Source organism: Mycobacterium bourgelatii (assembly GCF_010723575.1).
GTDB lineage: Bacteria > Actinomycetota > Actinomycetes > Mycobacteriales > Mycobacteriaceae > Mycobacterium > Mycobacterium bourgelatii.
Map to the genome: position 1 here is coordinate 1149649 of NZ_BLKZ01000001.1, position 25619 is coordinate 1175267.

Below are 25619 nucleotides of genomic sequence, written 5' to 3' on the forward strand. Positions count from 1 at the left end.
GCGTACAGTGATGAGCATCGGGGAAACAGAGCAGGGAGCGTAGCTAGTGGGAATGCGGCCCACCGCAAGGATGCCGAAACTGACTCGTCGCAGCCGGATCCTGATCACCGTCGCGCTTGGTGTGATCGTCTTGCTGCTTGCCGGTCCACGCCTGATCGACACCTACGTGGACTGGCTTTGGTTCGGCGAGCTCGGCTATCGGTCGGTCTTCACTACCGTCTTGGTCACCCGCCTGGTGGTGTTTCTGGTGGCGAGCGTGTTCGTCGGCGGCATCGTGTTCGCCGGGCTCGCGCTGGCCTACCGCACCCGGCCCGTCTTCGTTCCGAGTAACGACAACGATCCGGTGGCGCGCTATCGAGTCGCGGTGATGGGACGTCTGCGCCTGGTGGCCATCGGGATCCCGACGGCCATCGGGTTGTTGGCCGGCGTGGTCGCGCAGAGCTATTGGGTCCGGATCCAGCTGTTCCTGCACGGCGGTGACTTCGGTGTCACGGATCCGCAGTTCGGCAAGGATTTGGGCTTCTACGCCTTCGAGTTGCCGTTCTACCGGTTGGTGCTCAGCTACATCTTCGTCGCCGCGTTCATGGCGTTCGTGGCGAACTTGGTGTCGCACTACATCTTCGGCGGGATTCGGTTGTCCGGACGCGCCGGTGCGCTGAGCCGCTCGGCACGTGTGCAGCTGGTAGCCCTGGCCGGGATTCTGGTGCTGCTCAAAGCCGTTGCCTACTGGCTGGATCGGTACGAACTGCTGTCTCATACCCGCGGCGGCAAGCCGTTCACCGGCGCCGGCTACACCGACATCAACGCGGTATTGCCGGCCAAGCTGATCCTGATGGCCATCGCCTTGATCTGTGCCGCTGCGGTGTTCTCCGCGATCACCCTGCGAGACTTGCGGATTCCGGCCATCGGCCTGGTGCTGTTGCTGCTTTCGTCGCTGATCGTGGGTGCCGGCTGGCCGCTGATCGTCGAGCAGTTCAGCGTGAAACCCAATGCCGCGCAGAAGGAAAGCGAGTACATCAGCCGAAGTATCAAGGCCACCAGGGAGGCCTATGGTCTGACACCGGATGTGGTGACCTATCGCAACTACACCGGCGACGGGCAGGCCACCGCCCAACAGGTAGCCTCCGACCGCGCGACCACCTCCAACATCCGCTTGCTCGACCCCACCATCGTCAGCCCGGCATTCACCCAGTTCCAGCAGGGTAAGAACTTCTACTACTTCCCTGACCAGCTCTCCATCGATCGCTACCTGGACCGCAACGGCAATCTGCGGGACTACGTGGTGGCCGCGCGTGAGCTCAACCCCGACCGGCTGATCGAAAACCAGCGGGACTGGATCAACCGGCACACCGTGTACACGCACGGCAACGGGTTCATCGCGTCGCCGGCCAATACGGTGCGGGGCGTCGCCAATGACCCGAACCAGAACGGCGGCTACCCCGAGTTCCTGGTCAACGTCGTCGGCGCCAACGGCAACGTCATATCCGACGGGCCGGCACAGCTGGACCAGCCGCGGGTCTACTACGGGCCGGTCATCTCGAACACCCCGGCCGACTACGCGATCGTCGGAAAGACCGGCGCTGACCGCGAATACGACTACGAAACCAGCACCGAAACCAAGAATTACACCTACAGCGGCCTGGGCGGCGTCCCGATCGGTGGCTGGTTCGCCCGCACGGTCTTCGCGGCGAAGTTCGCCGAGCGTAACTTCCTGTTCTCCAACGTCATCGGATCGAACAGCAAGATCCTGTTCAACCGCGATCCGGCTCAGCGCGTGGAGGCCGTGGCCCCATGGCTGACGACCGATACCGCGGTGTACCCCGCGATCGTCAACAAGCGGCTGCTGTGGATCATCGACGGCTACACCACGCTGGACAACTACCCGTACTCCGAGCTCACTTCGCTGTCGTCGGCGACGGCTGATTCGAACGAGGTGGCGTTCAACCGGCTGGCCCCGGACAAGAAGGTGTCCTACATCCGCAATTCGGTGAAGGCCACGGTTGACGCGTACGACGGCACGGTCACGCTGTACCAGCAGGACGAACAAGACCCAGTGCTGAAGGCCTGGATGAAGGTGTTCCCCGGCACGGTCAAGCCGAAGAGCGACATCACGCCTGAGTTGGCCGATCATCTGCGCTACCCCGAGGACCTGTTCAAGGTGCAGCGCATGCTGCTGGCGAAGTACCACGTGAACGACCCCGTGACGTTCTTCTCGACGTCGGACTTCTGGGACGTGCCGCTGGACCCGAACCCCACCGCCAGCAGCTATCAGCCGCCGTACTACATCGTCGCGAAAAACATTTACAAGAACGACAACACGGCGTCGTATCAGCTGACCAGCGCGATGAACAGGTTCAAGCGCGACTACCTGGCCGCCTACATCAGCGCCAGCTCCGATCCCGCGACGTACGGCAAGATCACCGTGCTGACCATCCCGGGCCAGGTCAACGGTCCCAAATTGGCCAACAACGCGATCACCACCGATCCGGCGGTGTCTCAGGACCTTGGTGTGATCGGCCGAGATAATCAGAACCGCATCAAGTGGGGCAACCTGCTGACCCTTCCGGTCGGTCAGGGTGGGCTGCTGTACGTCGAACCCGTATACGCCTCACCGGGATCCAGCGATGCGGCCTCGTCGTATCCGCGGTTGATCCGCGTGGCGATGATGTACAACGACAAGGTCGGCTACGGACCCACCGTGCGTGACGCGCTCAACACGCTGTTCGGCCCCGGTGCGGGTAATGCGGCGACGGGCATCGTGCCGACCGAGCCCGGTGCGCCGCCGCCGGCGGCTGACACCCCGCCGCCGGCCAATGCACCGGGCACCACGCCGCCCACGGCCGTCGTGCCGCCGCCTCCGGATGGGGCGACCACGTTGTCGCCGGCCAAAGTCGCTGCGTTGCAGGAGATTCAGTCGGCGATCGGGGCGGCACGGGACGCGCAGAAGAAGGGTGACTTCGCCGGCTATGGGGCGGCGCTGCAACGCCTCGACGAAGCCATCAACAAGTTCAACGCCGCTCGGTAGCTGAGCCTTTGACGGCGAGCGCGCGTGTTTGTACGGTGACACGCCGCAAAAGCCGGCATTTTGCGCGCGCTCGTCACGGCCGTCACCGCTGCAGCTGGCGTGCCACCTCGCCGTAGCGTTCGAACCGCTCCGGATCGCCGACGGCGTTGTACAGCGCGAGCCGCGTCGCGATGCCCTCGTATTTGTCGGTCAGGGCTTGAGCCAGCCCGTCCCACGTCGATTCGGTGGCGAGTGTGGCGATGTGCTCGTCGGTGATCTGGGCGGCCATACCCGCGAAGTCCCCGGCCTTCTGCTTCTCCCGAATCCGCGCGGTCGTTCCCTCGAAACCGGCTTCGTCCCAGATGAAGGAATAGTTGGGCGTGCTCGAGTAGAAGGCCATGCTGGACCGGACAAGCTGGCGGTCTTTCTCGCGCTCCTCGTCGCTGTCCCCGACGATCGTCAAAACGGGCACGATGACCGCGATGTCCGATGGGGACCGTCCCGCCTTTTCGGCGCCGGCGGAGATGCTGGGCAGTACGTGGCGGGCCAGATAGCCGGGTTCGCCGAGCGGGTGGACGTGTACCCCGTCGGCGACCTCGCCAGCCATCCGCAGCATCCACGGATTCACCGCTGCCACATCGACTTTGGGGTCGGGCGCGTCGATCGGTCCCGCACTCCACTGGGGGGTGATGAAGTCCAGGTTGTAGAACTCGCCGTGGTAGTCCAACTTTCCCGTCCGAAACGCGGCAAAGCACGCCTTCACCGCGCGGACGTAGTCGCGCAGCCTCGGACCGGGCCGCTCGAATTCCACGCCGTAACGGCGCACCACGTGGGTGCGTACTTGCGTGCCCAGGCCGAGCCGGAACTTTCCGCCCGTCGCCTCCTGCAATTCCCACGCCGAGGCCGCGGTGACGAAGGGGCTGCGCGGAAATGCCACGGCGACCCCGGTGGACAACTCGAGCCCCGGCGCGGCCTGTGAGGCGACGGCGGCGTTGAGATAGGCGGTGCGCCCAGTCTCGGTGAACAGCATGCCGGAGAAGCCGGCGTCTTGAGTTTGACGGGCCAGCTCTCCGATCTGGCCCAGTGGCTGCGGAACCATCATCACGTCAATCTGCACGCAGCAACAGTACGCCCGCGGTTTGCGCCTCCCGGCCAGCACCGCCATTAGATATATGATGTCTATAATCAATACTGTGACTGTCGATCATCAAACCGCCAGTGCGCTGTTGTCTCAGGTGGCTCGCTCCTCAGCTGGCCCGGCCCTGGACGTCTTCGGTGCAACCGTCGAATTCCTCAGCCGCACAGACGAATTCTGCGTTATGCGCGGCGTGGTGCCGCCCGGAGCCGTGGTACCGCTGCACCGGCACGCCGACGCTGAGGACTTCTTCATCCTCTCCGGGCAGCAACAGGTACTCGTTTCCGTCGGCAACCAACTGGCCTGGCGGGATGCGTCGGCTGGCGATTACGTGCGCATACCCGGCAACGTCATGCACGCTCACCGCAACGTCACCGATGAACCGGCCGTCGACCTCATCATCACCACGTCGCGACTCGGCAGGTTCTTCGCCGAAATCGGCCGCCCGGTCACGAAGGATCTGCGGCCGCCGACAGCGGCAGAACTTGCGAAGTTCGTCGAGGCGTCGGCGCGGTACGGATATGTGTTGGCGACGCCGCAGGAAAACGCGGCGTACGGCATCGACATGCCTGTGTTTTCGGGTTAACTGACCTGGGGCCGAATCAACGCCGCGGAGGTTTGCGCCAGCAGCCACCGCTCGGCGTCGTCCCAGGACCAGCCACGCTCGGCGACAAGTCGGTGCCACGCCTCGTGCCCGAAGTAGAACCACAGGATGTCCGTCGCTTTGGCCTCGGTCACGCCGCGGGGTAGCGCCTTGAGTGTGCGCAGCTTCCGTGCGATCTGACCCAACGCCTGCCGATACCCCACGTCGGACTCCTGAAGGATGTCCGTTGCCGTAGCGTCTACTGCGGCAGCGTATTTCATCACTTCGATGATGTCGTGATAGCGCTCGTTGTCCACCCGAGTACCGTGCGCGGCGATCTTGAGGACGTCGGTGGCGGACTTGGCCTTGCGCACCGCGGCGAGCGTTTCGGCGACGATGGGATCCTGCATCGCTTCTTCGATGAGCGTCGCCAGAATGGCCGCCTTGCCGCCGGCGCTGGCGTAGACCGTGGGCAATGCCAGCGCTGCTTCGCTTGCGATGTCGGCGACGGTCACCTTGCCGTAGCCGCGCTCGAGGAACAACCGCATCGCGGTGTCGAGGATGTTTCTGCGGGTCTCCCGCGCCCCTTTGGTCCGCAACTCCGACCGGTAGGTGCGGGCGGACTTCACCGGCTTGGACTTGGCTGCCGGCATCGGCTTCCTTCAGGACGGGGGACTCGACGGGTAGAGGATATCTGTAATGAATATGATGTTCAGCTGCGGGACGCGGTGCGGAATCTCTCCCGGTAGGCCTTTGGCGAGACGCCGAGGTGGTCGACGAACACCCGCCGCAGGCTCTCGGGGCTGCCGAACCCCGCCAACCGTGCGGTGTCGGCAACGGTGCGGCCGGCGTCGAGTGCTGCGCGGGCGGCATCGATGCGCACCAACTCCACATAACGGGCCGGCGTGGTGCCGAGCTCGGACTGGAAGAGCCGCGTCAACTGCCGGGTGCTCAAAGACGCCCGCGCCGCAAGCGAATTCACGGTGTGGTTGGCAGCGGGGTCGGCCGAGATAGCATCGGTGACCTTGCGCAGCGGAGACTCCGGCGGCGGGTCGGCCTCGACAAGCACCGAGAATTGCGACTGCCCGCCCGCCCGTTTGAGGTAGACGACCAACCAGCGGGCCACGGCACGCACCAGGTCGGTGCCGTGATCCGCTTCGACCAGCGACAGCGCCAGGTCGATGCCGGCCGATATCCCGGCTGAGGTGAAGATGTCACCGTCGCGGACGAAAATCGCGTCCGGCTCGACGGTGATCTCAGGGAAAGCCCGAGCGAACAGCCGAACGTCATGCCAGTGCGTGGTCGCGCGTCGGCCGTCGAGCAGACCGGCCTGCGCAAGAACGAACGAACCGGTGCAGATCGACGCCAGCCGCTTGGTCCGGCCCGCGATCGATCTGACCGCCTCGACCAGGGCAGGGTCGATGGGCCGCCGGGGCAGGTGGTCGCTGCCGGCGACCATGACGGTGTCGGCCGCTTCGATCGAGGAAATGGCGTCGGTCACGCCCAGCCGGGTGCCGATCGAAGTGACGACGTCGCCGCCGTTGACCGACGCGATCTTCAACCGGTAATTGGCGCCGAACCTGTTGGCCTCGGCAAAGACCTCGCCCGCGCCCGCGACGTCCAGCATCGTCACGTCGTCGAACACGACGATGACCACCACCCGGGGAGCTCCACTGTCGTGGGTTGCAGGCCGCACCTGTCCATTCTGCTGGCTGGTGTCGCTTTTTGTGGGAATCACGGCGCAAACGCCACGGCCCGGTGTGGGTGCATCCGCTCACACTGATCACACCAACCAAGGAGGAAACCATGACCACTCACTCCATCGAAGCCGTAGCCGGCATCATCATCCCGGACACACCGCTGGTACGCGAAGTCACCGAATACATCCGCGACGTCGAAGACGATCTGCTTTTCGACCATTCCCGACGGGTGTTCCTGTTCGGTGCGCTGCACGGTCGCCGGCTGGGTCTGCAGCCGGACCTGGAGATGCTGTACGTCGGTGCGATGTTTCACGACATTGGGCTGACGCCGCGCTACCGGGAGTCCATGTTGCGCTTTGAGGTCGACGGCGCCAACGCGGCGCGCGACTTCCTGCTTGAGCGTGGTTACGACCGGGCCGACGCCGAGAAGGTGTGGCTGGGCATCGCCCTGCACACGACGCCGGGCGTGCCGGAATTCCTGGACCCCGAAATCGCTTTGGTCACAGCCGGTGTCGAGACTGATGTGCTCGGCATGGGCCGCGAGGACCTGGTACCCGAGGCATTGGATGCGGTGACGGCGGCACACCCGCGACCAGACTTCAAGAATCGCATCATCGCGGCCTTCAACGAGGGCATGAAGCACCGCCCGGAGAGCACCTTCGGCACCATGAACGACGACGTGCTCGCGCACTTCGACCCGAACTTCAAGCGGGCGAACTTCGTGGACATCATCCGCAACAACAGCTGGCCCGAGTAGTGGAAGGAGTGACCGATGGACATTTACGAGGCGCTGTACACCACCAGAATGATGCGGCGGTTGCGGTCGGACCCGATCCCGCTGGACACCCAAGCGCGGATCCTCGATGCGGCCGTTCGTGCGCCGAACGGCGGAAACACCCAACGCTGGCACTTCCTTGCGGTGGACGACCCGAAGCTGAAAGGCCAATTCGCTCAACTGTTTCGGCAGGCCCGCGCTTTGGAATACGAGAAGTTCAGCTCGGGGACGGGACCGATGGCCGCGGCGGCACCCGGCGTGGATCCAACCGCGCACGCCGAGAATATGCGCCGGATCAAGGGTTCGGGCAATTACCTTGCCGACCACTTTGAAGAGATTCCGTTGTTGCTCTTCGTCTTCGCTATCGACGATCTTGGTGGCGCCAACATCTATCCGGCGATCTGGAGCGCGCTGCTCGCTGCGCGTGCCGAGGGAGTCGGCGGTGTCATGACCATGGTGCTCCGCAACTGTGAAGACAAGGTGAACGAGTTGCTGGGCGTGCCGGTCGAGGAGGGCTGGCGGATGTCGGCCATGCTGGCCCTGGGTTACCCGCGGGGCCGCTGGGGTGTTGCCGCCAACCGGCTTCCGGTGCAGGAGGTATCGTCCCGCAATCACTGGGATGCACCGTTCGGTGTCGAGGTACCGCAGCCGTTGTGGCCGCCTCAGGATGGAACCGAAACGGTCCTGACGGCCGTCGGATAGTCTTTCGCGCCGAGCTTTTCGGGTCGGCCACGTCACGGGCGAGGTCATCGTGCTGCAGCGGCGCCGGCCGCGTGGAAGATCGACTTGGTCGTGTGATAGGCGGCCAAACCCTCAGGGCCGAGCTCACGGCCGAAGCCGCTCGCTTTGATGCCGCCAAAGGGGGAACCCAAGTCGGGCTGATACATGTTGATGCCGATGGTTCCCGTGTGCACGGCACGGGCCACCTGGGTGGCCCGTGCCTCGTCGGACGACCACACACTGCCCGCAAGGCCGAACTCCGAATCGTTGGCTAGTTCGATCGCTTCGCGGTCCGACTCGTAGGGGATCACCGTCAGCACCGGTCCGAAGATCTCGTCGCGGGCTATTCGCGCCGAATTGGGCACGTCGGCAAACACTGTCGGCGCCACATACCAGCCACGGCGGCAATCTGCCGGTACGCCGCCTCCGGTAACGATTCGGGCGCCTTCCGCCTTGCCGATCTCGATGTAGTTCAATACCCGTTCCCGCTGACGCGAACTGACCAGCGGGCCGATGTCGACGTTCTCGTCGAGCGGATTTCCGACGACCAGACCGTCGGCCATCTCAGCCAGCGCGTCAACGAATTCCCCGCAGCGACCGCGCGGCGCGAGGATCCGCGTACCGGCATAACACAATTGGCCGTTGTTACCGAAGGACACCGACCGCAGCCCTTGAATTGTGGTTTCCAGTTCGGCGTCGTCAAGGATGATGGCGGCCGATTTCCCGCCCAACTCCAGGGTTATCGGACGGACAAGTTGCCCGCAGGTCTGCCCGATGAGCCGTCCCGTGTCCGTCGATCCGGTGAAAGCCACTTTGTCGATATCGCGGTGACCTACCAAGTACGCGCCGGTCTCGCGCCCACCCGGAATTACGTTGAGGACGCCGGGCGGTAGCCCCGCTTCTTCGGCTGCCTCTGCGATCGCCAGCGCGTCCAGCGCCGTCTCGGGCGCCGGTTTCAAGACCACGGTGCAGCCTGCTGCCAGTGCTGGGGCCAGCTTCATCGTGGCCAGGAGTTGAGGCACATTCCACGGCACGATGGCACCCACCACGCCGATCGGCTCGTGGCGCACCAAGGTGTGCCCGACCAGACTCGGCCTGAATTCCTCGATGTCAAACGTGTCTATCAGTCCTGCGTAGTAGCGGAATATCACCGCCGGCAGGAAGCCATTGGCTTGCCGCGAGTACGTGATGGGGGCGCCCGTCTCCTGGCTGCACAGCTCACTCGTACGGAGCGCAAGTGCCTCGAGTGCGTCGGCCAGCGTAAACAGGGCTTTGGCGCGATCGGTGGGTGGAGTCGACCGCCAGTCGGGGAGTGCGCGCCGGGCCGCCGCCACGGCGTCGTCGATATCGGCGCGGGTAGCGCTCGCTCCTAGTCCCAGGACCTTTTCCGTTGCCGCTTCTATCACCGGCTCGACATTGTCGGCGTCGCGGAATTTCCCGTCGGCAAACAACTTTCCCTCAACTACATCCACTGCAATCCTTTCGTCGGTCACCCTTCTACCGCAGATGCGCCAGCCAACGCGTGTCTGTGTCGTGTGCCCTGTACACGCAGTGCGCATCAAATTGACGTGTCGCTATTTGAACGAAATCTGTCTCAATACCCGGACCTTGGCGGATCGTCTCCTACCCCAGACTGGCACTTGTGATTTCGCGATCATTCACCGAATCCTCGTGCACGCATACGGCAGCCAGCGCACCGGAAAACATCGCGGGTGCGGTGGGGTTCGCGCCACACAGGCGCATCACGTCAGCCAGCCACGGTGTGTCGGCAGCGATCTGGCGCTTTCGCGGCGAGCGGGTCTACGAATTGCGGGGGCCGGCTCGGGAAGGCATAGACCTGGTCTCCCTTGCGCTCAGCGGCAAACATCACCACACCTACTTCGGGAACGGCCGGAAGAAATGGAGCCGCCCGCATCCGGCCTTCCACATGAATCTGGTTGCGGCCGGCGAGCATCCCCGAGGGATATTCAGGTCAGAGCGGCCATTCAGTTACCTACACGTGTATCTACCGCACAGGCTGGTCGAACGTGTCGCCGCGCAGAGCGGTGTTATGAAGGCGGCCGGCTCCGTAACGCTTACCGACCCGATGTGCTCGCGTGATCCGTTCGTGGAGAACATCGCCCGTCAGATCGTTCGCGAAATGAGCTACCCGGACGCGTATTCGGCTATGACGATCGATTTGCTCGCTCAGCATCTGGTCGTCCGCCTTATCCGGGAGCATTCCAGTCTTTCCGGTTCCATTACCCGAACGGAGAGAAGTGTTGCCGGGTACCGTGATTGGCGCCTGAAGCGGCTGGTCGAGTATCTCGAAGCCCACGTGTCCGATGATGTCGGCCTAAACGACCTGGCCGAACTGGTGGGACTGTCAGCGGCACGCGTGGCAACACTGTTCCGTGAAGGAACAGGAGAGCCACCCCATCGGTGGTTGATGAACCGCCGTGTCACCAAGGCGTGTGAGCTGCTGGGCAACCCCTCCTTGAGTATCGGCGAGATCGCGCAGCAATGCGGATTCGCCAGTCCACAACATCTGGCGACTGTGATGCGCCGGCTGCTCGCCACCACACCCACCGAATTTCGTGCCGGCAAGCTTGGAGCTGACATTGTCTGAATCGAAAGGTAATGCCGTAGTCCTGGGGGCCGGTATCGCCGGACTGCTGGCAGCGCGGGTGCTTGCCGATTTCTACGGTGATGTGACCGTCGTCGAACGTGATTCATTGCCCAACGGACCGCGCAACCGTCGGGGAGTGCCCCAGGGCGGGTTGCCCCACATCCCGACGGCACGCGCCACACAAAGCATGGAAAAGCTGTTCCCTGGCTTCCTTGCCGACCTTGTCGCCGGCGGTGCGCGGGTGTGGGACGACGGTGATCTGTCGCGACTCTGCATGAACTTCGGCGGGCACCAACTGTTGCGGTCCGGCAACATTCCCGACCCCGGTTCGATCGTCGTCCACTACGCGCATCGGCCATTTCTCGAATGGCGGCTGCGTCGACGCGTTTTGGACATCCCTAACGTGACGTTTGCCGAGGCCCACGACGCGGTGCGGCTGACTTCGAACGGGCAGCTCGGCCGGGTGACCGGCGTGGTGTTGGCCCGGCGCGACTCCGGTGCCCAACGAACTCTTTTGGCGGACCTGGTGGTGGATGCCACCGGCCGCGGCTCCCGGACGCCGGTTCTGCTGGAGCAATTGGGCTATCCTCGTCCGCCGGAAAGTGAGCTGAAGGTGCATGTCACCTACTCCGGTCTGCCGGTCTACGTTGCGCCGGGCGGGTTGCGGGAGAACATCACCCTCACTGCGGCCGAGCCAAAGCGCCCACTGGCTTTCGCCATGTTCGCCGGCGAGAACGACAACTACATGCTGGCGGTGCAGACACTGGCTGGGCGCCCGGCGCCGACCGACCGCGCCTCGTTGTTCGACTGCCTGACCGATGTCGCACCACCACATGTGCTAGCGGCCGCGCGGTCCGCGGAACCACTCGCCGACCTCATGCAGTACAAATTCCGGGCCAACCGTTGGCGACACTACGACAGGCTGACCCACCGGCCGGATGGCCTGATCGTAATGGGCGACGCCATGTGCACCTTCAACCCGCTCTACGGCCAGGGCATGACGATCGCCGCCGTCGAGGCCTTGATCCTGCGCGATTGTCTGCGCCACGGCGACGAAGATCTGCCGCGGCGCTTCTTTCGCCGCGCGGCGAAAGAAGCGGGCGTGGCTTGGCGGATGGCGGTGAGTTCTGACCTCGCGCTGCCGCAGATAGCGGGGAAGCGAACCGCGTCGGTGCGGATCCGAAACGCGGTTGTTGACCGCATGGTCACGGCGGCAGAAACCGATCCGCTGGTGGTACAGCGATTCCTGCACCTGATGAACATGGTCGGCCGCCGCGGACCGCTCACCACCGCATCGACATTGTTGCGCACCGTATTTCGATGAGAAGGGATAACATGGCAAGAACTGAGAACGACACCTGGGACCTCGCGACGAGCGTGGGGGCGACGGCCACCATGGTCGCTGCGGCCAGGGCAGCGGCCAGTCGGCAGCCGAATCCGATCATCAACGATCCGTACGCCGCACCGCTGGTCTGCGCTGCCGGTGTCGAATTCTTCGCGCGGTTGGCACGTGGTGACCTCGCGTATTCCGATCTCGGAAGTGCTTGGATAGCCGATTTTTTCGCGGTACGGGCGCACTTCTTCGACCAGTTCTTCCCAGACGCGATGGCGGCCGGTATCCAGCAGGCGGTGATCGTCGGCTCGGGGCTGGACTCGCGTGTCTACCGGCTGGCATGGCCGGCGGAAGCCGTGGTCTACGAGATCGATCAACCCGCGGTGCTTGAGTTCAAAACCTCGACGTTGGCCGAAATCGGCGCGAGTCCGTCGGTCGAATTGCGCACGGTGGGAACCGATCTGCGGCAGGACTGGCCAACGGCACTGCGGGAGGCAGGCTTTGACAGCTCAAGTCCCAGCGCGTGGATGCTCGAGGGACTGATGATCGGATATCTCCCCGGTGACGCGCAGAACCGGATGTTGGACGACATCACCGCACTCAGCGCCAAGGGCAGCCGACTTGTCGCCGACCATCTACCACGCGGGGCCCAGTCCATCGGAGCCTTGATGGAGGAGCTTGCTGGAGCCTGGCGACAGTACGGGCTCGACGCCGACCTCAGCGGGCTGACGTATACGCATGAACGCAACGACGCAGACAATTACTTGCAAACGCACGGGTGGGCCACCACCTCGCGCGAATTGAGCGATCTGCTGCAGGCGGCGGGGGTGTCGGCCGGTGACATGGACACCAGCTCCAGCGGGCAGGGCGCAATCAGATACCTGCTCGCCGCGCGGACCGCCCGATGACCCAAAGTGTGGGAAAGACGTCTCGTTGTCCTAGTTAGCTGTACGGCCGCGGTGCGCATGCTTGACGCATGAGTTCGAAGGCGCAATCCGTACCGCGATGGTGCATCGCGGCCTCGTGCGGAAGCGTCCGGGCGACCGTGCTGGTGGGCCGGGATTCGAACCCGAAAGCTTTGACACCACAACGGTTCGAGGAGGCGGTCCCCATGACCGAATTGCAAGTGACGGGTCGGCGTTTGGTTTGGCATGGCATGTTGTTGTTCCTGATTGGTGTAGTGACAGGGACCCAGCAGCGCCGCTTCACCAACATGCGCATGGCGCTTTCGGCGCACCTGGAAGGGGTGATGAACGGCACCTTCCTGATCGCGCTGGGTGCGATCTGGACCCAGGTCAAACTGCCGCCCAACCTAAGGCGCGCGGCTCGCTGGACGACCCTCTACGGCACCTACGGCAACTGGTTGTTCACCACGGTTGGCGCCGCGCTCGGCACCGCGGCCGCCAATCCGACGCTGTCGCAGGGACATCGTGGCAAGCCGTGGCAGGAGCGGCTGGTTCTGCTTGGTTTCCGGAGCATGCGGTACGCGTTTCTCACCGCGGTGGTGCTGATTTTCTCGGGCTTGACCCGTGGGCTGTCCGAGGAGTGATCATCATGCGCTTGGTAGTTGGCATGACCGGTGCAACCGGAGCCGCCCTCGGTATTCGGCTGCTCGAAGTCCTCCGCGACCTTGACGTCGAAACCCATCTCGTACTGAGTGATTGGGCTCGCGCGACGATCAAAATGGAGACGGATCACACCGTCAACGACGTCCGGGCATTGGCGTCACACGCATACAGCGCCCGCGATCTCGCCGCCGGCATCTCCAGTGGGTCGTTCCGCACGGACGGCATGGTTGTCTGCCCGTGCAGCATGAAGACCTTGAGCGCGATTCGAATCGGCTTCAGCGACAATCTCATCACCCGTGCTGCCGACGTGACACTGAAGGAACGCCGCAAGCTGGTTCTGGTCGCGCGTGAGGCACCATTGAGCGAGATCCATTTGGACAACATGCATTACCTGGCGCGGATGGGGGCGGTGATCTTCCCGCCGACGGTGGCCTACTACGCGCGACCCACGTCCATCGACGAGGCGACGAACTACGTCGTCGGCCGGGTCATCGACCAACTCGGCATCGAGCACGACCTGATCAAACGCTGGAAAGACGGCGTGAATGGCACGCGATCGGTTGCGGGGGTGACACTGTGAGCAACGAACTGGTACCCGACCTGCGGAGTTGGATGGCGACCCTCAAGACCGCAGGCCAGCTGCGGCACATCACGGCCCGCGTCGACTGGGATGAGGAAATCGGTGCGATCACCCGGGCGAATCTGTCCCTGGGTGGACCAGCGCTGCTGTTCGAGAACATCGTCGGGCATGAAGACACCCGGTGCACCAAGTTTCTGACGTCGGCGATCGGAAATGGGTGTCAGATCCGGCTCATGCTGGGTCTGTCGTCGAGCGCCAGCGATGCCGTCGTCGTGCGTCACCTCAAAGACGCGTTCCTGAAACCGATTCCGCCGCGCATTGTGCAGACCGGTCCGGTGAAAGAGAACAGCATCGCGGGCGATCAGATCGACCTCTGGCAGTTTCCGGCGCCGAAATGGCATGCCGCGGACGGCGGTCGGTATATCGACACATTCTGCGGTGTGGTGACCGAAGACAAGGTGACCGGACGCGACAACATCGGGGTCTACCGCGGCATGATCGTCGACCGCGACAAGATTGCCAAGCTGTTGGCGCCCATCCAAGGTTGGGGCGGTCATCTTCAGCAGTACAAGCCCGAGCCGATGCCGGTGGCCATCGTCTACGGCTGGCACGACGTATTGCCGTTCTGTGCAGGCAGTCCGTTCCCGAAAGATGTCTGCGAGTGGGACATGATGGGCGCGCTGCTCGGCCGGCCGGTAGATCTGGTGGCGTGCGAAACGGTGCCGTTGCATGTCCCGGCGAGCGCCGAGATCGTCGTCGAGGGTTACCTCGACCCTGACCCGGCTACCTTCGTGCCCGAGGGCCCGTTCGCGGAATACCCCGGGTACCTCGATGGCCATGCGGCGCCGACGCCGGTGCTGCAGGTCACCCGGATTACCCATCGCAATGACCCGGTGCTGCGGGGCTCGCTGGAAGGCATGCGGCCGGGATTCCTCGTCGAAGACTCGATGATCAACTACGCCCGCTCCGCCATCGCCTGGAACGTTCTTGAAAGCGCCGGCGTCCGGGGCGTGACCGATGTGTGGATGTCGCAGGTGTCGAATGGCACCAACATCGTTGTTCAGGTCCACAAGGCTTACCGCGGTCACGCGCAGCAGGTTGCCGCGGCGCTGTGGGGTACCAGCGGATCCATCTGGTTTTACAAGAACGTGATGGTCGTTGAGGAGGACATCGACATCCACGATCCGCAGGCACTCGACTGGGCGATGGCCTACCGTGTCAACGCCGGCCTCGGCGACATCTCGTTCTATGGGCCGACACTCGGCTCACCGCTGGATCCCTCCACGCCACCCGAGAAGGCAGACATGGGCAAGTACGGCAGCGGCGAATGGACGCGGGTGCTCATCGACGCAACGCGAAGCTGGGAGTTCGAACCCCGCCCGGAGTGGGGCGGGCGCCACTATCCGGCGATCAACAAGCTCTCGCCGCCACTGGAAGCCCGAGTCGCCGCCCGCTGGGACGAACTGGGAATCGGCATCCCCTATCTCAGTGTGGACCGCCGTGAACTGCTGACGATGGAGCAGCTCAGCCAGCGCCTGCCGGACGTCTAGGTGCCCTTGACGTTCATGATCTGCCGCAACGAGGTGACGATTTCGACGAGTGGTTCCGCGTCCGTCATCACCTGGTCGATGTCCTTGTAGGCCTGCGGAATCTCGTCGACCCATTCCTTGCCGTGCCGGTATTCGATGCCCGCCATGGCCGCTGCCAGATCCTGCTCGGTAAAAAGCTTCTTGGCTTTTGTCCGGCTGAACCGCCGGCCTGCCCCGTGCGGGGCCGACCAGAGTCCGTCGGCGTTTCCCTTGCCGCGCACGATGTACGAACGCGTACCCATCGACCCAGGGATGATGCCCAGCTTGCCCTCGGTCGCGTCGATTGCGCCCTTGCGAGTCAGCCAGACAGCCTCACCGTCGATTTGCGTTGGGACCGTGTAGTTATGGTGCGTGTTGATTCGCTCCAACTCCACACGTTGCGCTTGCACACCGAGCCACTGAGCAAAGACGTGGACAAAGCGATCCATCATCTCGGCGCGGTTGAGGTAGGCGAAGCGCTGAGCCCACTCCAAATCCTTGATGTAGCGGTCGAATTCGGGAGCGCCTTCCGTGAGAAACGCCAGGTCCCGGTTCGGCAGCTTGATCAAGGGGTCCTTTGTACATTGCTGCAGGGCGATCTTGATGTGCCGCTGTGCGATTTTGTTGCCGACGCCGCGCGAGCCGCTGTGCAGGAACAACCAGACGTTGTCGTCGGTGTCCAAGCACAGTTCGATGAAGTGATTCCCGCCGCCCAATGATCCCAACTGCTCCATCCACTTTGGGCTGTGCGACAGGTCGACACCGAGGTCATCCTGCAGCTTGAACAGCTCGTCGAGCTTTTTGGTGGTGAACGGAAACCGCCGAAGCGACTTGTTGTAGTTGCCCGGCGACAGCGGAATTGTCTCCTCGACCGCGCGTCGCAGCTGAGGCAACTTTGGCCGGTAGTCGCCGCCGAACTTCCCCGACAGATCGTCCTCGGTGAACCGCGTCTTTGCCGCGACCATGCCGCAGCCGATGTCCACCCCGACCGCCGCGGGAATTACGGCGCCCTTGGTGGGGATGACGGTTCCGACGGCCGAGCCCTTGCCCAGGTGGGCGTCGGGCATGAGGGAGACGTGCGGGTGCACGAACGGCATCGACGCGGTGGTCTTCGCCTGCGCGACGGTGTCGCCTTCGATTTCCGAAGCGAAGTTCAGCAGCTTGGTCCCGATGCGTTGTGACATGTCGATCTCCTTGAGCGCTGTTGCGAGGGGCTGGCGCCGAAGGGGTCCGTGGGCGACTAGCTGTCGGATGTTATCTATCTCCAATGTGCCGCGGCAACGGATTTTCGTCGAGGGCGGGACCGTCCATAAGCGCTGCTCAGAGCTCGATTTGGCCAGGTTAGCCCGCGTTCGGTAACCTTGCATTCACCGACGCGGGGTGGAGCAGCTCGGTAGCTCGCTGGGCTCATAACCCAGAGGTCGCAGGTTCGAATCCTGTCCCCGCTACCAGCGAGAATGGCCCTCAGGCGCAAGCCTGGGGGCTGTTTTCTATCCGGTTGGGAACCGGCGCGGTCGTTCTCGAAAAGGTTCTAGTCAAACAGATTTGCCGGGGTGCCCACCGTGACGTCTGCTCATGCGCCGTCCGGATGCTTGCGGCCCCCGCAGCTGGGCTATCCGGGGTTACCGGGAGACCCGCTGACGCCGAAGACCGGCGCGTCGGTATCAGTCCGGACTCCGCCCTGGAATCCGCCAGTGCCGCTGTTATGGGGCGTGCCTGGTCCTCCGACCGACGTACTACCCATGCCGCCGCCGCCACCCGCTCCACCGGTCCCAGCGGACCCGGTGATGCCGCTCGAGCCCGAGAGGCCCAGGCCGAAGAGGCCTGCACCCGGCGTCCCCGCAGCGCCGCCAACCCCGCCGTGGCCGCCGTCGCCGCCGTTGCCCCCGTCACCGCCGCTGCCGCCGCGGCCGGCATTGGCGTGAGCTGTGCCCCCGGTTACCCCGGCAGTGGCGTCGCCGCCGGTGCCTCCTGCGCCCCCAACGCCGCCGCCACCGCCCTGCCCGCCGGCGCCACCAGCGCCCCCGTGTCCGGCAGCACCGCCGCTGCCGAACAACCCACCGCGACCACCGGCACCTCCAACACCCCCATCACCACCCGTGCCGCCGATGCCGCCAACTCCGCCCGTGCCGCCGCGGCCGCCGTCTCCGCCGAGGGCTCCTGCGTTTACGGCGTTGGTAGCGGTGCCTTGACCGCCGGTACCGCCGAGACCACCCGTCCCGCCGACGGCGCCGGCACCTCCTGCCCCTCCGACACCACCGACACCGCCGGCGCCTCCGTCGCCGAACAGCAGTCCGCCGGCGCCGCCGCTACCACCGGCGCCTCCGACACCGCCGGCACTACCGGCGGCCCCCGTGCCGCCGATGCCGCCAGCGCCGCCGGTGCCCCCTTCGGCGGCGGGGGTGGCGACGTTGGCGTAGGTACTGGAGCCGCCAGTGCCACCCGTGCCGCCGACCTGGCCCGCGCCAGCGGCGCCGTTGGCACCTGGGTCGCCCGAGCCGCCTGGAGCTTGGATCTCATTAGAGCCGTTGCCGCCTGCCGCGGCCTGCGATGTGCTGTTCGTGCCGGCAACCCCGGCCAGGCCCGCGCCGCCGGGGCCCCCGGCCCCGCCGCTGCCCCACAGCCCTGCGTCTCCACCCGCACCGCCAACGCCGGGGCCGAGGAGCAGCGTGGCAGCCCCACCGGCGCCGCCGGCGCCGCCGCTGCCATAGAGCATTCCGCCGGCTCCACCGCTGCCGCCGTTTGCACCGGCCCCGGCGCCACCGCCCGCGCCGCCATTGCCAAGCAATCCAGCGTTCCCGCCGCGGCCGCCGGCTACGCCAGCCGTTGTTTGCGTGTAGCCGGTGCCGCCGTTGCCGAGTAAGAGACCGCCGTCACCGCCGTTGGGATTCGCCGCGGTCCCGTTGGCCCCGTTACCGACCAACGGACGGCCGGTCGCCGCCAGGAAAGGCGAATTGATCGCATCGAGCGCACTCTGTAGCGGCGAGGCCGCGGCGGCCTCGGCGCCGGCATACGAGCCCGCACCAGCGGCTACCGCCTGCACGAACCGGTCATGAAACGCCATTGCCTGGGTGCTGAGCGATTGGTACTGCTGTCCGTAAGAGGAAAACAAGTTCGCGACAGCCGTCGACACCTCATCGGTCGCCGCCGCCATGATCCCGGTCGTGTGGGATGCCGCGGCTGCCCTGGTGGTATTGATCGAGTCCGCGATCTTGGCCAAATCCCCGGCCGCCGCGCTCAAGGCCTCAGGTGCCGCGATTACGTATGACATGAGTTTCTCCAACCGCGAAGAACTGGTAATCGCAGCTCAGCGATGGCGAACGGTACCATGCAGCTAGCCGTCAGTATTTGGTTTTTGGCTAGCTAGTGCCCGGAAATCGGATTTGTTTACTTGTGTAGCGTGAAACGCTCGCTGACGGTGATTTCTGAAGCCCCCGCGGATTATTTTGGTAGTTGGTCACGGTTCGGCAGGAATCGTTGAACTGAGCAGCTAGGTCCCCGCGCGTGTGGCGCTGCGTCTGCCGACTCGCGGCCTTAGAAGCCCCCGCCGTCAGGGCCGGGGCCGCCGCCGTTGACGCCTAAGCCGCCTTTGCCGGCGCCCTCGACAGCGGCGTCGCCGTGCCTCCGCTGTTCAGTAGGGCGTTGCTTTCTGCGCCGCCCCCACCGGCCCCCGCCGACCGCACCACTGGCGCCTGAGTCGTAGCGAAACCCGCAGTCTTCGCCGTATCGCGACAATTTCGTTTGTTGGCCCCTACTACGATCGCGGTTGATGACTGAAGGAGCTCCTGGACCCGCGTCGCCACAAGCACAGGCCGGCGGGATTGCCCCACTCGACGTCGACGGCTCCGGAGTCCTTCCCCCGGTCGCTGACAGAGTGCGCCGAACCTTTCGGCTGCTCGAATGGTTTGCGCCCTCTTTGGGATCGCGGTGGGCAGTCGAGTTGTGGTGCACCCCACCGGTACTCGAGTCGAGCCTGCGGATGCCGCCGGGTGTGGGCCCGGGCAGGCCGATAGAAGCGTATTGGGATGGGCATCGGGTCGCTGGCGAGGAATGGGGCGAGGGGCCGCCGATATACCTTGTCCACGGTTGGGGCGGCCAGCGGGCCCATCTGGCAGTGTTCGTCAAACCGCTGGTGGAGGCGGGGTATCGGGTCGTTGCGTTCGACTTGCCCAGCCACAACGAATCTGATCCCGGTGCGCTAGCCCCCGGGCGTACCACTTCCATCGAGTGTGCCGCCGCGATTGCGGCCATGATCGAGACCCATGGGCCTGCCCACGCGGTAGTCGCTCATTCACTCGGCGCAAACGCGACCGCATTTGCGGCGGCACAGGGTGCACCCGTAGGGCGCTTGGTCTTATTGGCGCCCATGGGCGAATTTCCCCTCTATCTCGACCTATTCGCCGCACGCCACGGCTTCGGTCGCCGGATCCGCGCGGGCCTGCAGCGGCGTCTGGAAAGACGAATCGGCATGCCGCTACACGAGACGAACATGACGCGGATCGGTCAACGAGCCAACTACCCGCCACTGCTCCTGATCCACGACCCCGACGACCCGGATAGCCCCTATGCCGCCAGCGAGCGACTGGCCACGGCATGGCCAGGCGCACGGCTAGTGACCACGCGAGGGCTCGGCCGATTAGCTCATTACCGAATCTTGCGCCACCGCCCCGCGATTCTCGCCGGGGTGGAATTCATCGGCGTCCAAGCGGCTGAAAGTTGATCACAGGCAGCGATCATCTGGCGACCATGACGCCCAACCCATGGTGCGGAAACACTTTGGCGGCCGCATCCGAGTTACGTTAGCGGTAGCGCTGCCCGCCCACCGCTGACCTGCGCAAATGAGATCTCACGGCAGTCCGAAACCCACCGGCGGTCGGGCCATGGGGTACCGGAACGTCACCCGATCGTGCAGCAGACCCGGAGCCGTCCAGAGGACGGAAGCGACAACACAACGTTTCGTTTCTTGGCCAAAAGGGTAGATAGGTCAGGTCGAGTTCAGATCAGAGCCCGCGCAGAAAATGTCTTGCGGACGAGGATTTGAGGATTGATATGACGTTGACCGGCGAGTACGCAGACGTCGCCGAAATGTTTCGCCGTCTGAACGAGTTGCCGCCAGAGTCTGTCGCGTATCGCCAGCAGCGAGATCTGATTGTGCAGCGGTGCTTACCGTTAGCCGACCACATCGCCAGTCGCTACCGAGGACGGGGCGAGTCCCTCGATGATCTCGTACAGGTAGCCCGGGTAGGTCTGATCAACGCGGTCAACCGTTTCGACATCGACAACGGCGCAGACTTTCTAGCATTCGCGGTTCCAACGATCACGGGCGAAGTTCGTCGCCACTTCCGCGACCACGGATGGGCTGTGAAAGTGCCGCGACGGATCAAGGAACTTCAGTCGCAATTGAACACGGCGACAAACGATTTGACGCGGCAGCTGCAGCGAGCCCCCAACGCGTCAGAACTGGCCGAGCGCCTAGGTATCGACCGAGCGGTGGTAGTGGACGTGATGGTTGCGAACAGCAACTATTCGGTGCTATCCATGGATGCCCCACGAGGAGAAGGCGACGAGGGGGACTCGTTGAAAGACACAATGGGGTCTACCGATCCGAGCCTCGAAAAGATTTTAAGTGTTGAGACGGTGCGGCCCCTGATCGCTGCTTTGCCAGAGCGGGAGCGAATGGTCATCAAACTTCGCTTTTTCGACGAGATGACACAGACCGAAATCGCTGAACGAGTCGGGTGTTCGCAAATGCACGTCTCACGTCTACTTGCCCGCGCTCTGGACAAACTGCGTAGCGGCGCCCATCGGCCAGACCTGGCCGCGACGGGCTGACAAGCTCGCCCAACGATCGACGAGTCTCGCCAAGACATGACGGCGTGGGCTCGGTGATCGCGCTCAGCAAGCGTCGACTTCGCCTACTTGAGTAGTCGATTACTCAAGCCAACCGTGCCGATTCGAGCGACGCTAACGCAATTCCTGTTAGCCCGGATTTTTCGTGAAACGTTGTGAGTTTCGGGGTGTAGATATGCGAAAGTGCCTGTCCTGCAAGGAATAATTGGACTTCTCTACGGGTTCAGTCGTTCCAGCGGGAAGGCACCTCGCAGGTGAAGAATATCGCGGTCGGGTCGCGGGTGAAAGTTTCCGCCGACGGTTATGGTGTCGTGTCGCATGCCGGGATGGCCATGGTGCGTGAGCTCGCGGACCGCAGCGGGTTATCGGCGCAGGTCACCGCCGCGTTGGCAGATACCTACCGGGGCCCGTGGGTGTATGCGCCCGGGGAGGTGTTCGCTGATCTGGCTGCCGCGGTCGCCGATGGGGCGGACTGCATCGACGCGGTCGGACAACTGTGCGGCGACCGTGAGCATGTCCTGGGTGCCAAAGCCTCCACGACCACGATGTGGCGGCTAATCGATGAGCGCATCGATGCTTCGCACCTACCGCGGGTGCGTGCCGCCCGGGCTGCGGCCCGCGCAGCGGCCTGGCCGCCGGCGCCGCCCCGCACCGGGTGGCTGGTTGCACATCGACATCGACGCCACCCTGGTCCTCGATCATTCCGATAACAAGGAGAAGGCAGGGCGACCTGGAAAAGACCTACGGTCACCACCCGCTGCTGGCCTTCGTGGACCGCCCCGAGATCGCCGGCGGGGAAGCGCTGGCGGCCTACTGCGCCCCGGTGGCGCGGGCTCCAACACCGCAGCTGACCACGTCAGTGTCCTAGCGCAGGCACTGGCGGCCTGCGGCGCGATGGCGGCCGGACCCCGATCATCGCGACGACCCCGACAAGCCGGCGGTGCTGGTGCGCTGCGACACCGCCGGGGCCACCCACGACTTCGCCGACGCCTGCCGCGCCGCGGGCGGGGTTCTCCTTCGGCTACCCCGTGGATTGGCGGGTGCAGGACGCTGTGGACACTCTCAACATCGGGCAGTGCTGGTATCCGGCGATCGACACCGACGGTGGTATCCGCGAGGGCGCCTGGGTCGCCGAGGCCACCAACCTGGTCAACCTGTCATCGTGGCGGCGGGGACCCGGCTGATCCTGCGCAAGGAAAGGCCCCATCCGGGTGCGCAGTTGCGGTTCACCGACGCCGACGGGATGCGGGTCACCGCGTTCATCACCGACACACCGCCCGGTGTGGTCGCCGGCCAGGTGGCAGGTCTGGAACTACGCCACCGCCAACACGCCCGCGTCGAAGACCGCATCCGCGAACTCAAAGCCACCGGCCTGCGCAACCTGCCGTGTCAGGCATTCGACGCCAACGCCGCCTGGCTGGAAATCGTCTTGGCCGCAGCCGATCTGGTCACCTGGTGCCAGCTCATCGGATTCACCGGCCACCCGGCCTGACCCGTGCCGAGATCGCTACCTTCCGCTACCGAGTCCTGCACGTCGCAGCCCGCATCACCCGCGGCGCCCGCCGAACCCGACTACGCATCGACGCCACCTGGCGATGGGCCGCAGCCATCGCCACCGCATGGCAACACATCCGCACCGCCTTCGGTTGACCGACAACCCAGCTGACCAACCGAGCACGAAAGACCACCGGCCCTGGGAAAGCCCGCCAACCCGGCGACACGGGACAACCCCAACACGCCCTAAACCACACAAACCCCAGACACCACGCACCCCATCGCCAAGTCCGACCGAAATCACCCTCGACGAAAAATCGAGGTTAGCCCGCGTTGGCTTCGCACAGTGAGGACGGTGGAATGTCGCATTTGATCGTTGCGCCGCCCATGATGATGAAGGCGGCAGAGGACTTGAAAATCATCGGGTCGGACCTCAGCACAGCACATGCGGCTGCGGCTATGCGCACCGTCGCCGTGGCGCCCGCAGCGGCCGACGAGGTGTCCGCGGGTATCGCGCATCTGTTTTCCCAGTACGCAGAGGGTTATCACGCGTTGGCCGAGAAGGCCGCCGCGTTTCAAGCGCAGTTCGTGCGCAGTTTGGACGCGGCGAGGGGCGCCTATCTGACTGCCGAGGAGGCTAATGCTTCACTGTTGCAAGTTGGCCCCGCTGCTGTGGTCCACGAGCCGCCGATCGACGTGCCGCCACCCACGCCGTCGCTAATACGCTCTCCGGTTGAGGTGTTCTTCGACATGTGGCGCAACACCATTGAATCTCTGTTGCTTCAGCAGATGATGGGCAGGTACAACCTGTTTCTGACGCTCGTGTCCAATGTCTTGAAGACGATGTCTGACACCATGGGTTCGATAGTGCAGAACCTGAGGTAGGCGCCAGTCGCGCGGTTACGTCGCCGCCCGTTTCGACTTCAACGCGACAACGTTCCAATCGCTGTATGTGCGCCTGCGCTTGTCCGCCCGCCATCACGTTCGGGCGCTACTAGCCGCAATCTTCTGGACGCCAGGCTCCCGGCGTTCCGTGCCAGATGATGCGGATCGAGGTCCAGCGCTGTGCACCGGCGTCACCGCGAAACAACGCCAGCGCTCCGCAGGCGTATCGCGCGTTGGCGCTCTGCCCGTCGAATGAGTACAGCCCAGGCACGCCACCGTCGCCCGGGGCGCCGAAGGGCACAAGGTCACCACGCAGCGAGGGCGGTAAGACGGTGTCGAGCAACGCTGCGGCGGTTGCCTTGTCGAACGCCTCGCCGTGCGGCGCAAAGATGGTCGCTGCGTACGCGTAGCGCTGGCCTTCGGGCGGCTGCACGAAGTTGATAAAAAGATCTACACCCCGGGCGAGGGTTCGCCGGGCTACAAAGCCGCGCGCCTCGCCCTCCGTATGGAGCCGACGGTAGTGGTAGGCGAGATGCCAGCAGGCGCGCCGGCAGATCTCGGCCTCGGCGCTGTTGCCGAGCTCGACGAGGATCGGTTCCATGTCGTCGACCTCGTAATCGATCTCCGTGGCCGCCTCCACCGCCAGCTCACGGTGTCCCATGTCGAGGAGCCGACGTACGTACCCGGGGCGGCCACCGAAGATCTCGTGGGCGAAGAAGTCGATGCCATTGCTGCACGGCAGAGTGTCCGGCTCGGGATGCTTACGTTGGGCCAGGATGGTGCACAACCAATCCTCGACCTGCACCTCGGCGCGGTCGGCGAAGTCCTGCATGCCGAAGCCGTACCAATTCGAGAAGAACGGCCCCGCGATGCCCGGCCGCTCGATCTCCTTGGCGGTAAGCCGCGATGCGAACTCGGGCAGCGGTGGTGAGAGTACCTCTCGAGCGTCGCAGTAGCGTTTGCCGAGCGCACGTGCAGCGTAGGCGCGCACCATGTCGTCGGCGTGGTCGAGACAGCCGACGAGCGATTCTCCCGGACGCTCCCACGCGGCCCGCCCGTCGAGATAGGCGATCCGCGCCGCGAGCTCCAGCGGCGATCCGGCGGCGACCGCCGCGATGAACTCTTCAACGACCCGCTGGGGCGCACAATCAGCCAGGTCTTCGACATGGACCTGGTCGTCGATCGTGCGGAGTAATGACTTCTCTCCGCTGCGAACCAGCGGAGTTAGCGCCGGCAACAGTTGAGCCGTGCGGCGTTCTACGTAGGCCGAGCGTTGCTCCTGGATGGTGTCGTCATACGGCGGTCCGTACTCGGCGCCCATGACGATGCGTGCGTAGTGGTCGCAAAGATCGCGGACCCTGGCGACCTCACTGCCGAGCCCGCGTACCAAGACCACGAACAAGCGGTCCCAACAATCGTGCCGCCGCGCGCGCTGCTCGTGAAAGGGGAAGCGCCACAGATCATCCAACGCCGCCGCCAGACGAGCGTCGTCGCAGGCAGCCGACGCCGCCTCGAGCTCGCTCAGCCAGGGTTCCCAGTCCTCCGCGCTCATCGGCCGCCATCATCCCGTCTAGGCGTCCGAGATGTCATCCGCGGCGGGCGCCCAGCTCGTCGAACATTGAATTACACACGGTAGCAATGGGATTACAGGAGTCCCGGTGCTAGCAGGCAGCGGGTGTTAGGCGGGGCGCCCGCCGCGGCCGTCGCCGCCGCCGGCGCCCTTGCCGCCGGTGCCGGTGCCGCCCGTGCCGCCGGTGCCAATACCGGTGCCGGCTGCTCCGCCGGTGCCACCAACCGGTGAATCGGCTCCGGATCA

At 64.7% G+C, this 25619-nt stretch carries 24 protein-coding genes and 1 tRNA gene; 18 read left to right on the top strand and 7 right to left on the bottom strand.

Going from position 1 to position 25619, the window contains the following annotated elements:
* The first annotated feature begins 46 nt into the window (after nt 1-46).
* A complete protein-coding gene (locus tag G6N68_RS05230; protein WP_163708767.1) occupies nt 47-3025 on the top strand; it encodes a UPF0182 family protein in 2979 nt (992 codons plus the stop codon).
* 82 nt (nt 3026-3107) lie between these two features.
* Here G6N68_RS05230 and G6N68_RS05235 read toward each other — a convergent pair whose 3' ends face one another.
* Nucleotides 3108-4121 carry a TIGR03617 family F420-dependent LLM class oxidoreductase gene (locus G6N68_RS05235; RefSeq protein WP_163708770.1) on the bottom strand — a complete coding sequence of 338 codons (1014 nt, stop codon included), beginning with the start codon at nt 4119-4121 and terminating at the stop codon, nt 3108-3110.
* Between the two features lie 76 nt (nt 4122-4197).
* On the opposite strand from G6N68_RS05235, the gene G6N68_RS05240 reads away from it, so the two are divergent.
* Nucleotides 4198-4725, top strand: a complete 528-nt coding sequence (locus G6N68_RS05240) for a cupin domain-containing protein (RefSeq protein WP_240355379.1) — start codon at nt 4198-4200, stop codon at nt 4723-4725.
* On the opposite strand, the gene G6N68_RS05245 is transcribed toward G6N68_RS05240, so the two are convergent.
* Entirely contained in the window at nt 4722-5375 is a 654-nt protein-coding gene (locus G6N68_RS05245) for a TetR/AcrR family transcriptional regulator (RefSeq protein ID WP_163708776.1), read from the bottom strand. The genes G6N68_RS05240 and G6N68_RS05245 overlap by 4 nt on opposite strands.
* Nucleotides 5376-5434: 59 nt before the next feature.
* Nucleotides 5435-6349: a GlxA family transcriptional regulator gene (locus tag G6N68_RS05250; protein WP_240355674.1), complete on the bottom strand. Its 915-nt coding sequence runs from the start codon at nt 6347-6349 to the stop codon at nt 5435-5437.
* Between the two features lie 179 nt (nt 6350-6528).
* Between G6N68_RS05250 and G6N68_RS05255 the strand changes: the two genes are divergently transcribed.
* Together G6N68_RS05255 and G6N68_RS05260 are read left to right on the top strand one after the other, a co-directional pair.
* A complete protein-coding gene (locus G6N68_RS05255) occupies nt 6529-7179 on the top strand; it encodes an HD domain-containing protein (RefSeq protein WP_163708779.1) in 651 nt (216 codons plus the stop codon).
* A gap of 15 nt (nt 7180-7194) precedes the next feature.
* Nucleotides 7195-7899 carry a nitroreductase family protein gene (locus G6N68_RS05260; protein WP_163708782.1) on the top strand — a complete coding sequence of 235 codons (705 nt, stop codon included), beginning with the start codon at nt 7195-7197 and terminating at the stop codon, nt 7897-7899.
* 44 nt (nt 7900-7943) lie between these two features.
* Here the strand turns inward: G6N68_RS05260 and G6N68_RS05265 are convergent, their stop codons facing one another.
* The gene (locus G6N68_RS05265) at nt 7944-9395 is read right to left on the bottom strand and encodes an aldehyde dehydrogenase (protein WP_371871675.1); all 1452 of its coding nucleotides are present in this window, start codon (nt 9393-9395) and stop codon (nt 7944-7946) included.
* A 284-nt stretch (nt 9396-9679) separates the two neighbouring features.
* Between G6N68_RS05265 and G6N68_RS05270 the strand changes: the two genes are divergently transcribed.
* The 6 genes from G6N68_RS05270 to G6N68_RS05295 all read left to right on the top strand — a co-directional run bounded on the left by G6N68_RS05270 (nt 9680) and on the right by G6N68_RS05295 (nt 15556).
* Nucleotides 9680-10525 (top strand): helix-turn-helix domain-containing protein, encoded by an 846-nt coding sequence (locus G6N68_RS05270; protein ID WP_240355381.1) that lies wholly within the window; start codon nt 9680-9682, stop codon nt 10523-10525.
* A complete protein-coding gene (locus G6N68_RS05275; protein WP_205351249.1) occupies nt 10518-11849 on the top strand; it encodes an FAD-dependent oxidoreductase in 1332 nt (443 codons plus the stop codon). Before G6N68_RS05270 ends, G6N68_RS05275 begins: the two co-directional genes overlap by 8 nt.
* Before the next feature lie 11 nt (nt 11850-11860).
* Nucleotides 11861-12766 carry an SAM-dependent methyltransferase gene (locus tag G6N68_RS05280; protein ID WP_163708790.1) on the top strand — a complete coding sequence of 302 codons (906 nt, stop codon included), beginning with the start codon at nt 11861-11863 and terminating at the stop codon, nt 12764-12766.
* Nucleotides 12767-12903: 137 nt separating this feature from the next.
* The gene (locus G6N68_RS05285) at nt 12904-13407 is read left to right on the top strand and encodes a styrene oxide isomerase (protein ID WP_240355382.1); all 504 of its coding nucleotides are present in this window, start codon (nt 12904-12906) and stop codon (nt 13405-13407) included.
* A gap of 5 nt (nt 13408-13412) precedes the next feature.
* Nucleotides 13413-14006, top strand: coding sequence for a UbiX family flavin prenyltransferase (locus tag G6N68_RS05290; protein WP_163708794.1), 594 nt, complete (start codon nt 13413-13415; stop codon nt 14004-14006).
* Nucleotides 14003-15556: a UbiD family decarboxylase gene (locus G6N68_RS05295; protein ID WP_240355383.1), complete on the top strand. Its 1554-nt coding sequence runs from the start codon at nt 14003-14005 to the stop codon at nt 15554-15556. The genes G6N68_RS05290 and G6N68_RS05295 overlap by 4 nt, the downstream gene beginning before the upstream one ends.
* Here the strand turns inward: G6N68_RS05295 and G6N68_RS05300 are convergent.
* Nucleotides 15553-16758: an RtcB family protein gene (locus G6N68_RS05300; protein WP_163708798.1), complete on the bottom strand. Its 1206-nt coding sequence runs from the start codon at nt 16756-16758 to the stop codon at nt 15553-15555. The genes G6N68_RS05295 and G6N68_RS05300 overlap by 4 nt on opposite strands.
* A gap of 190 nt (nt 16759-16948) precedes the next feature.
* Here G6N68_RS05300 and G6N68_RS05305 point away from each other — a divergent pair.
* Nucleotides 16949-17025, top strand: a tRNA-Met gene (locus G6N68_RS05305).
* 161 nt (nt 17026-17186) lie between these two features.
* On the opposite strand, the gene G6N68_RS31965 is transcribed toward G6N68_RS05305, so the two are convergent.
* A complete protein-coding gene (locus G6N68_RS31965; protein WP_163708800.1) occupies nt 17187-18845 on the bottom strand; it encodes a PE family protein in 1659 nt (552 codons plus the stop codon).
* 498 nt (nt 18846-19343) lie between these two features.
* On the opposite strand from G6N68_RS31965, the gene G6N68_RS05315 reads away from it, so the two are divergent.
* The 6 genes from G6N68_RS05315 (at nt 19344) to G6N68_RS05330 (ending at nt 23803) form a co-directional block, all read left to right on the top strand.
* The gene (locus tag G6N68_RS05315) at nt 19344-20294 is read left to right on the top strand and encodes an alpha/beta fold hydrolase (RefSeq protein ID WP_163708803.1); all 951 of its coding nucleotides are present in this window, start codon (nt 19344-19346) and stop codon (nt 20292-20294) included.
* Nucleotides 20295-20623: 329 nt separating this feature from the next.
* Nucleotides 20624-21406: a SigB/SigF/SigG family RNA polymerase sigma factor gene (locus tag G6N68_RS05320; RefSeq protein ID WP_163708806.1), complete on the top strand. Its 783-nt coding sequence runs from the start codon at nt 20624-20626 to the stop codon at nt 21404-21406.
* Nucleotides 21407-21678: 272 nt separating this feature from the next.
* The gene (locus G6N68_RS30550) at nt 21679-22134 is read left to right on the top strand and encodes a transposase (RefSeq protein WP_240355384.1); all 456 of its coding nucleotides are present in this window, start codon (nt 21679-21681) and stop codon (nt 22132-22134) included.
* 236 nt (nt 22135-22370) lie between these two features.
* Entirely contained in the window at nt 22371-22916 is a 546-nt protein-coding gene (locus G6N68_RS30555) for a transposase (RefSeq protein ID WP_240355676.1), read from the top strand.
* The gene (locus G6N68_RS30560; protein WP_240355385.1) at nt 22880-23074 is read left to right on the top strand and encodes a hypothetical protein; all 195 of its coding nucleotides are present in this window, start codon (nt 22880-22882) and stop codon (nt 23072-23074) included. The genes G6N68_RS30555 and G6N68_RS30560 overlap by 37 nt, the downstream gene beginning before the upstream one ends.
* Nucleotides 23075-23278: 204 nt before the next feature.
* Complete coding sequence (locus G6N68_RS05330) at nt 23279-23803, top strand: PE family protein (RefSeq protein WP_163708810.1); 525 nt, start codon at nt 23279-23281, stop codon at nt 23801-23803.
* Between the two features lie 109 nt (nt 23804-23912).
* On the opposite strand, the gene G6N68_RS05335 is transcribed toward G6N68_RS05330, so the two are convergent.
* Nucleotides 23913-25355 (bottom strand): hypothetical protein, encoded by a 1443-nt coding sequence (locus G6N68_RS05335; protein WP_163708812.1) that lies wholly within the window; start codon nt 25353-25355, stop codon nt 23913-23915.
* 123 nt (nt 25356-25478) lie between these two features.
* On the opposite strand from G6N68_RS05335, the gene G6N68_RS31365 reads away from it, so the two are divergent.
* A complete protein-coding gene (locus G6N68_RS31365) occupies nt 25479-25604 on the top strand; it encodes a hypothetical protein (protein ID WP_263991913.1) in 126 nt (41 codons plus the stop codon).
* Nucleotides 25605-25619: the final 15 nt, after the last annotated feature.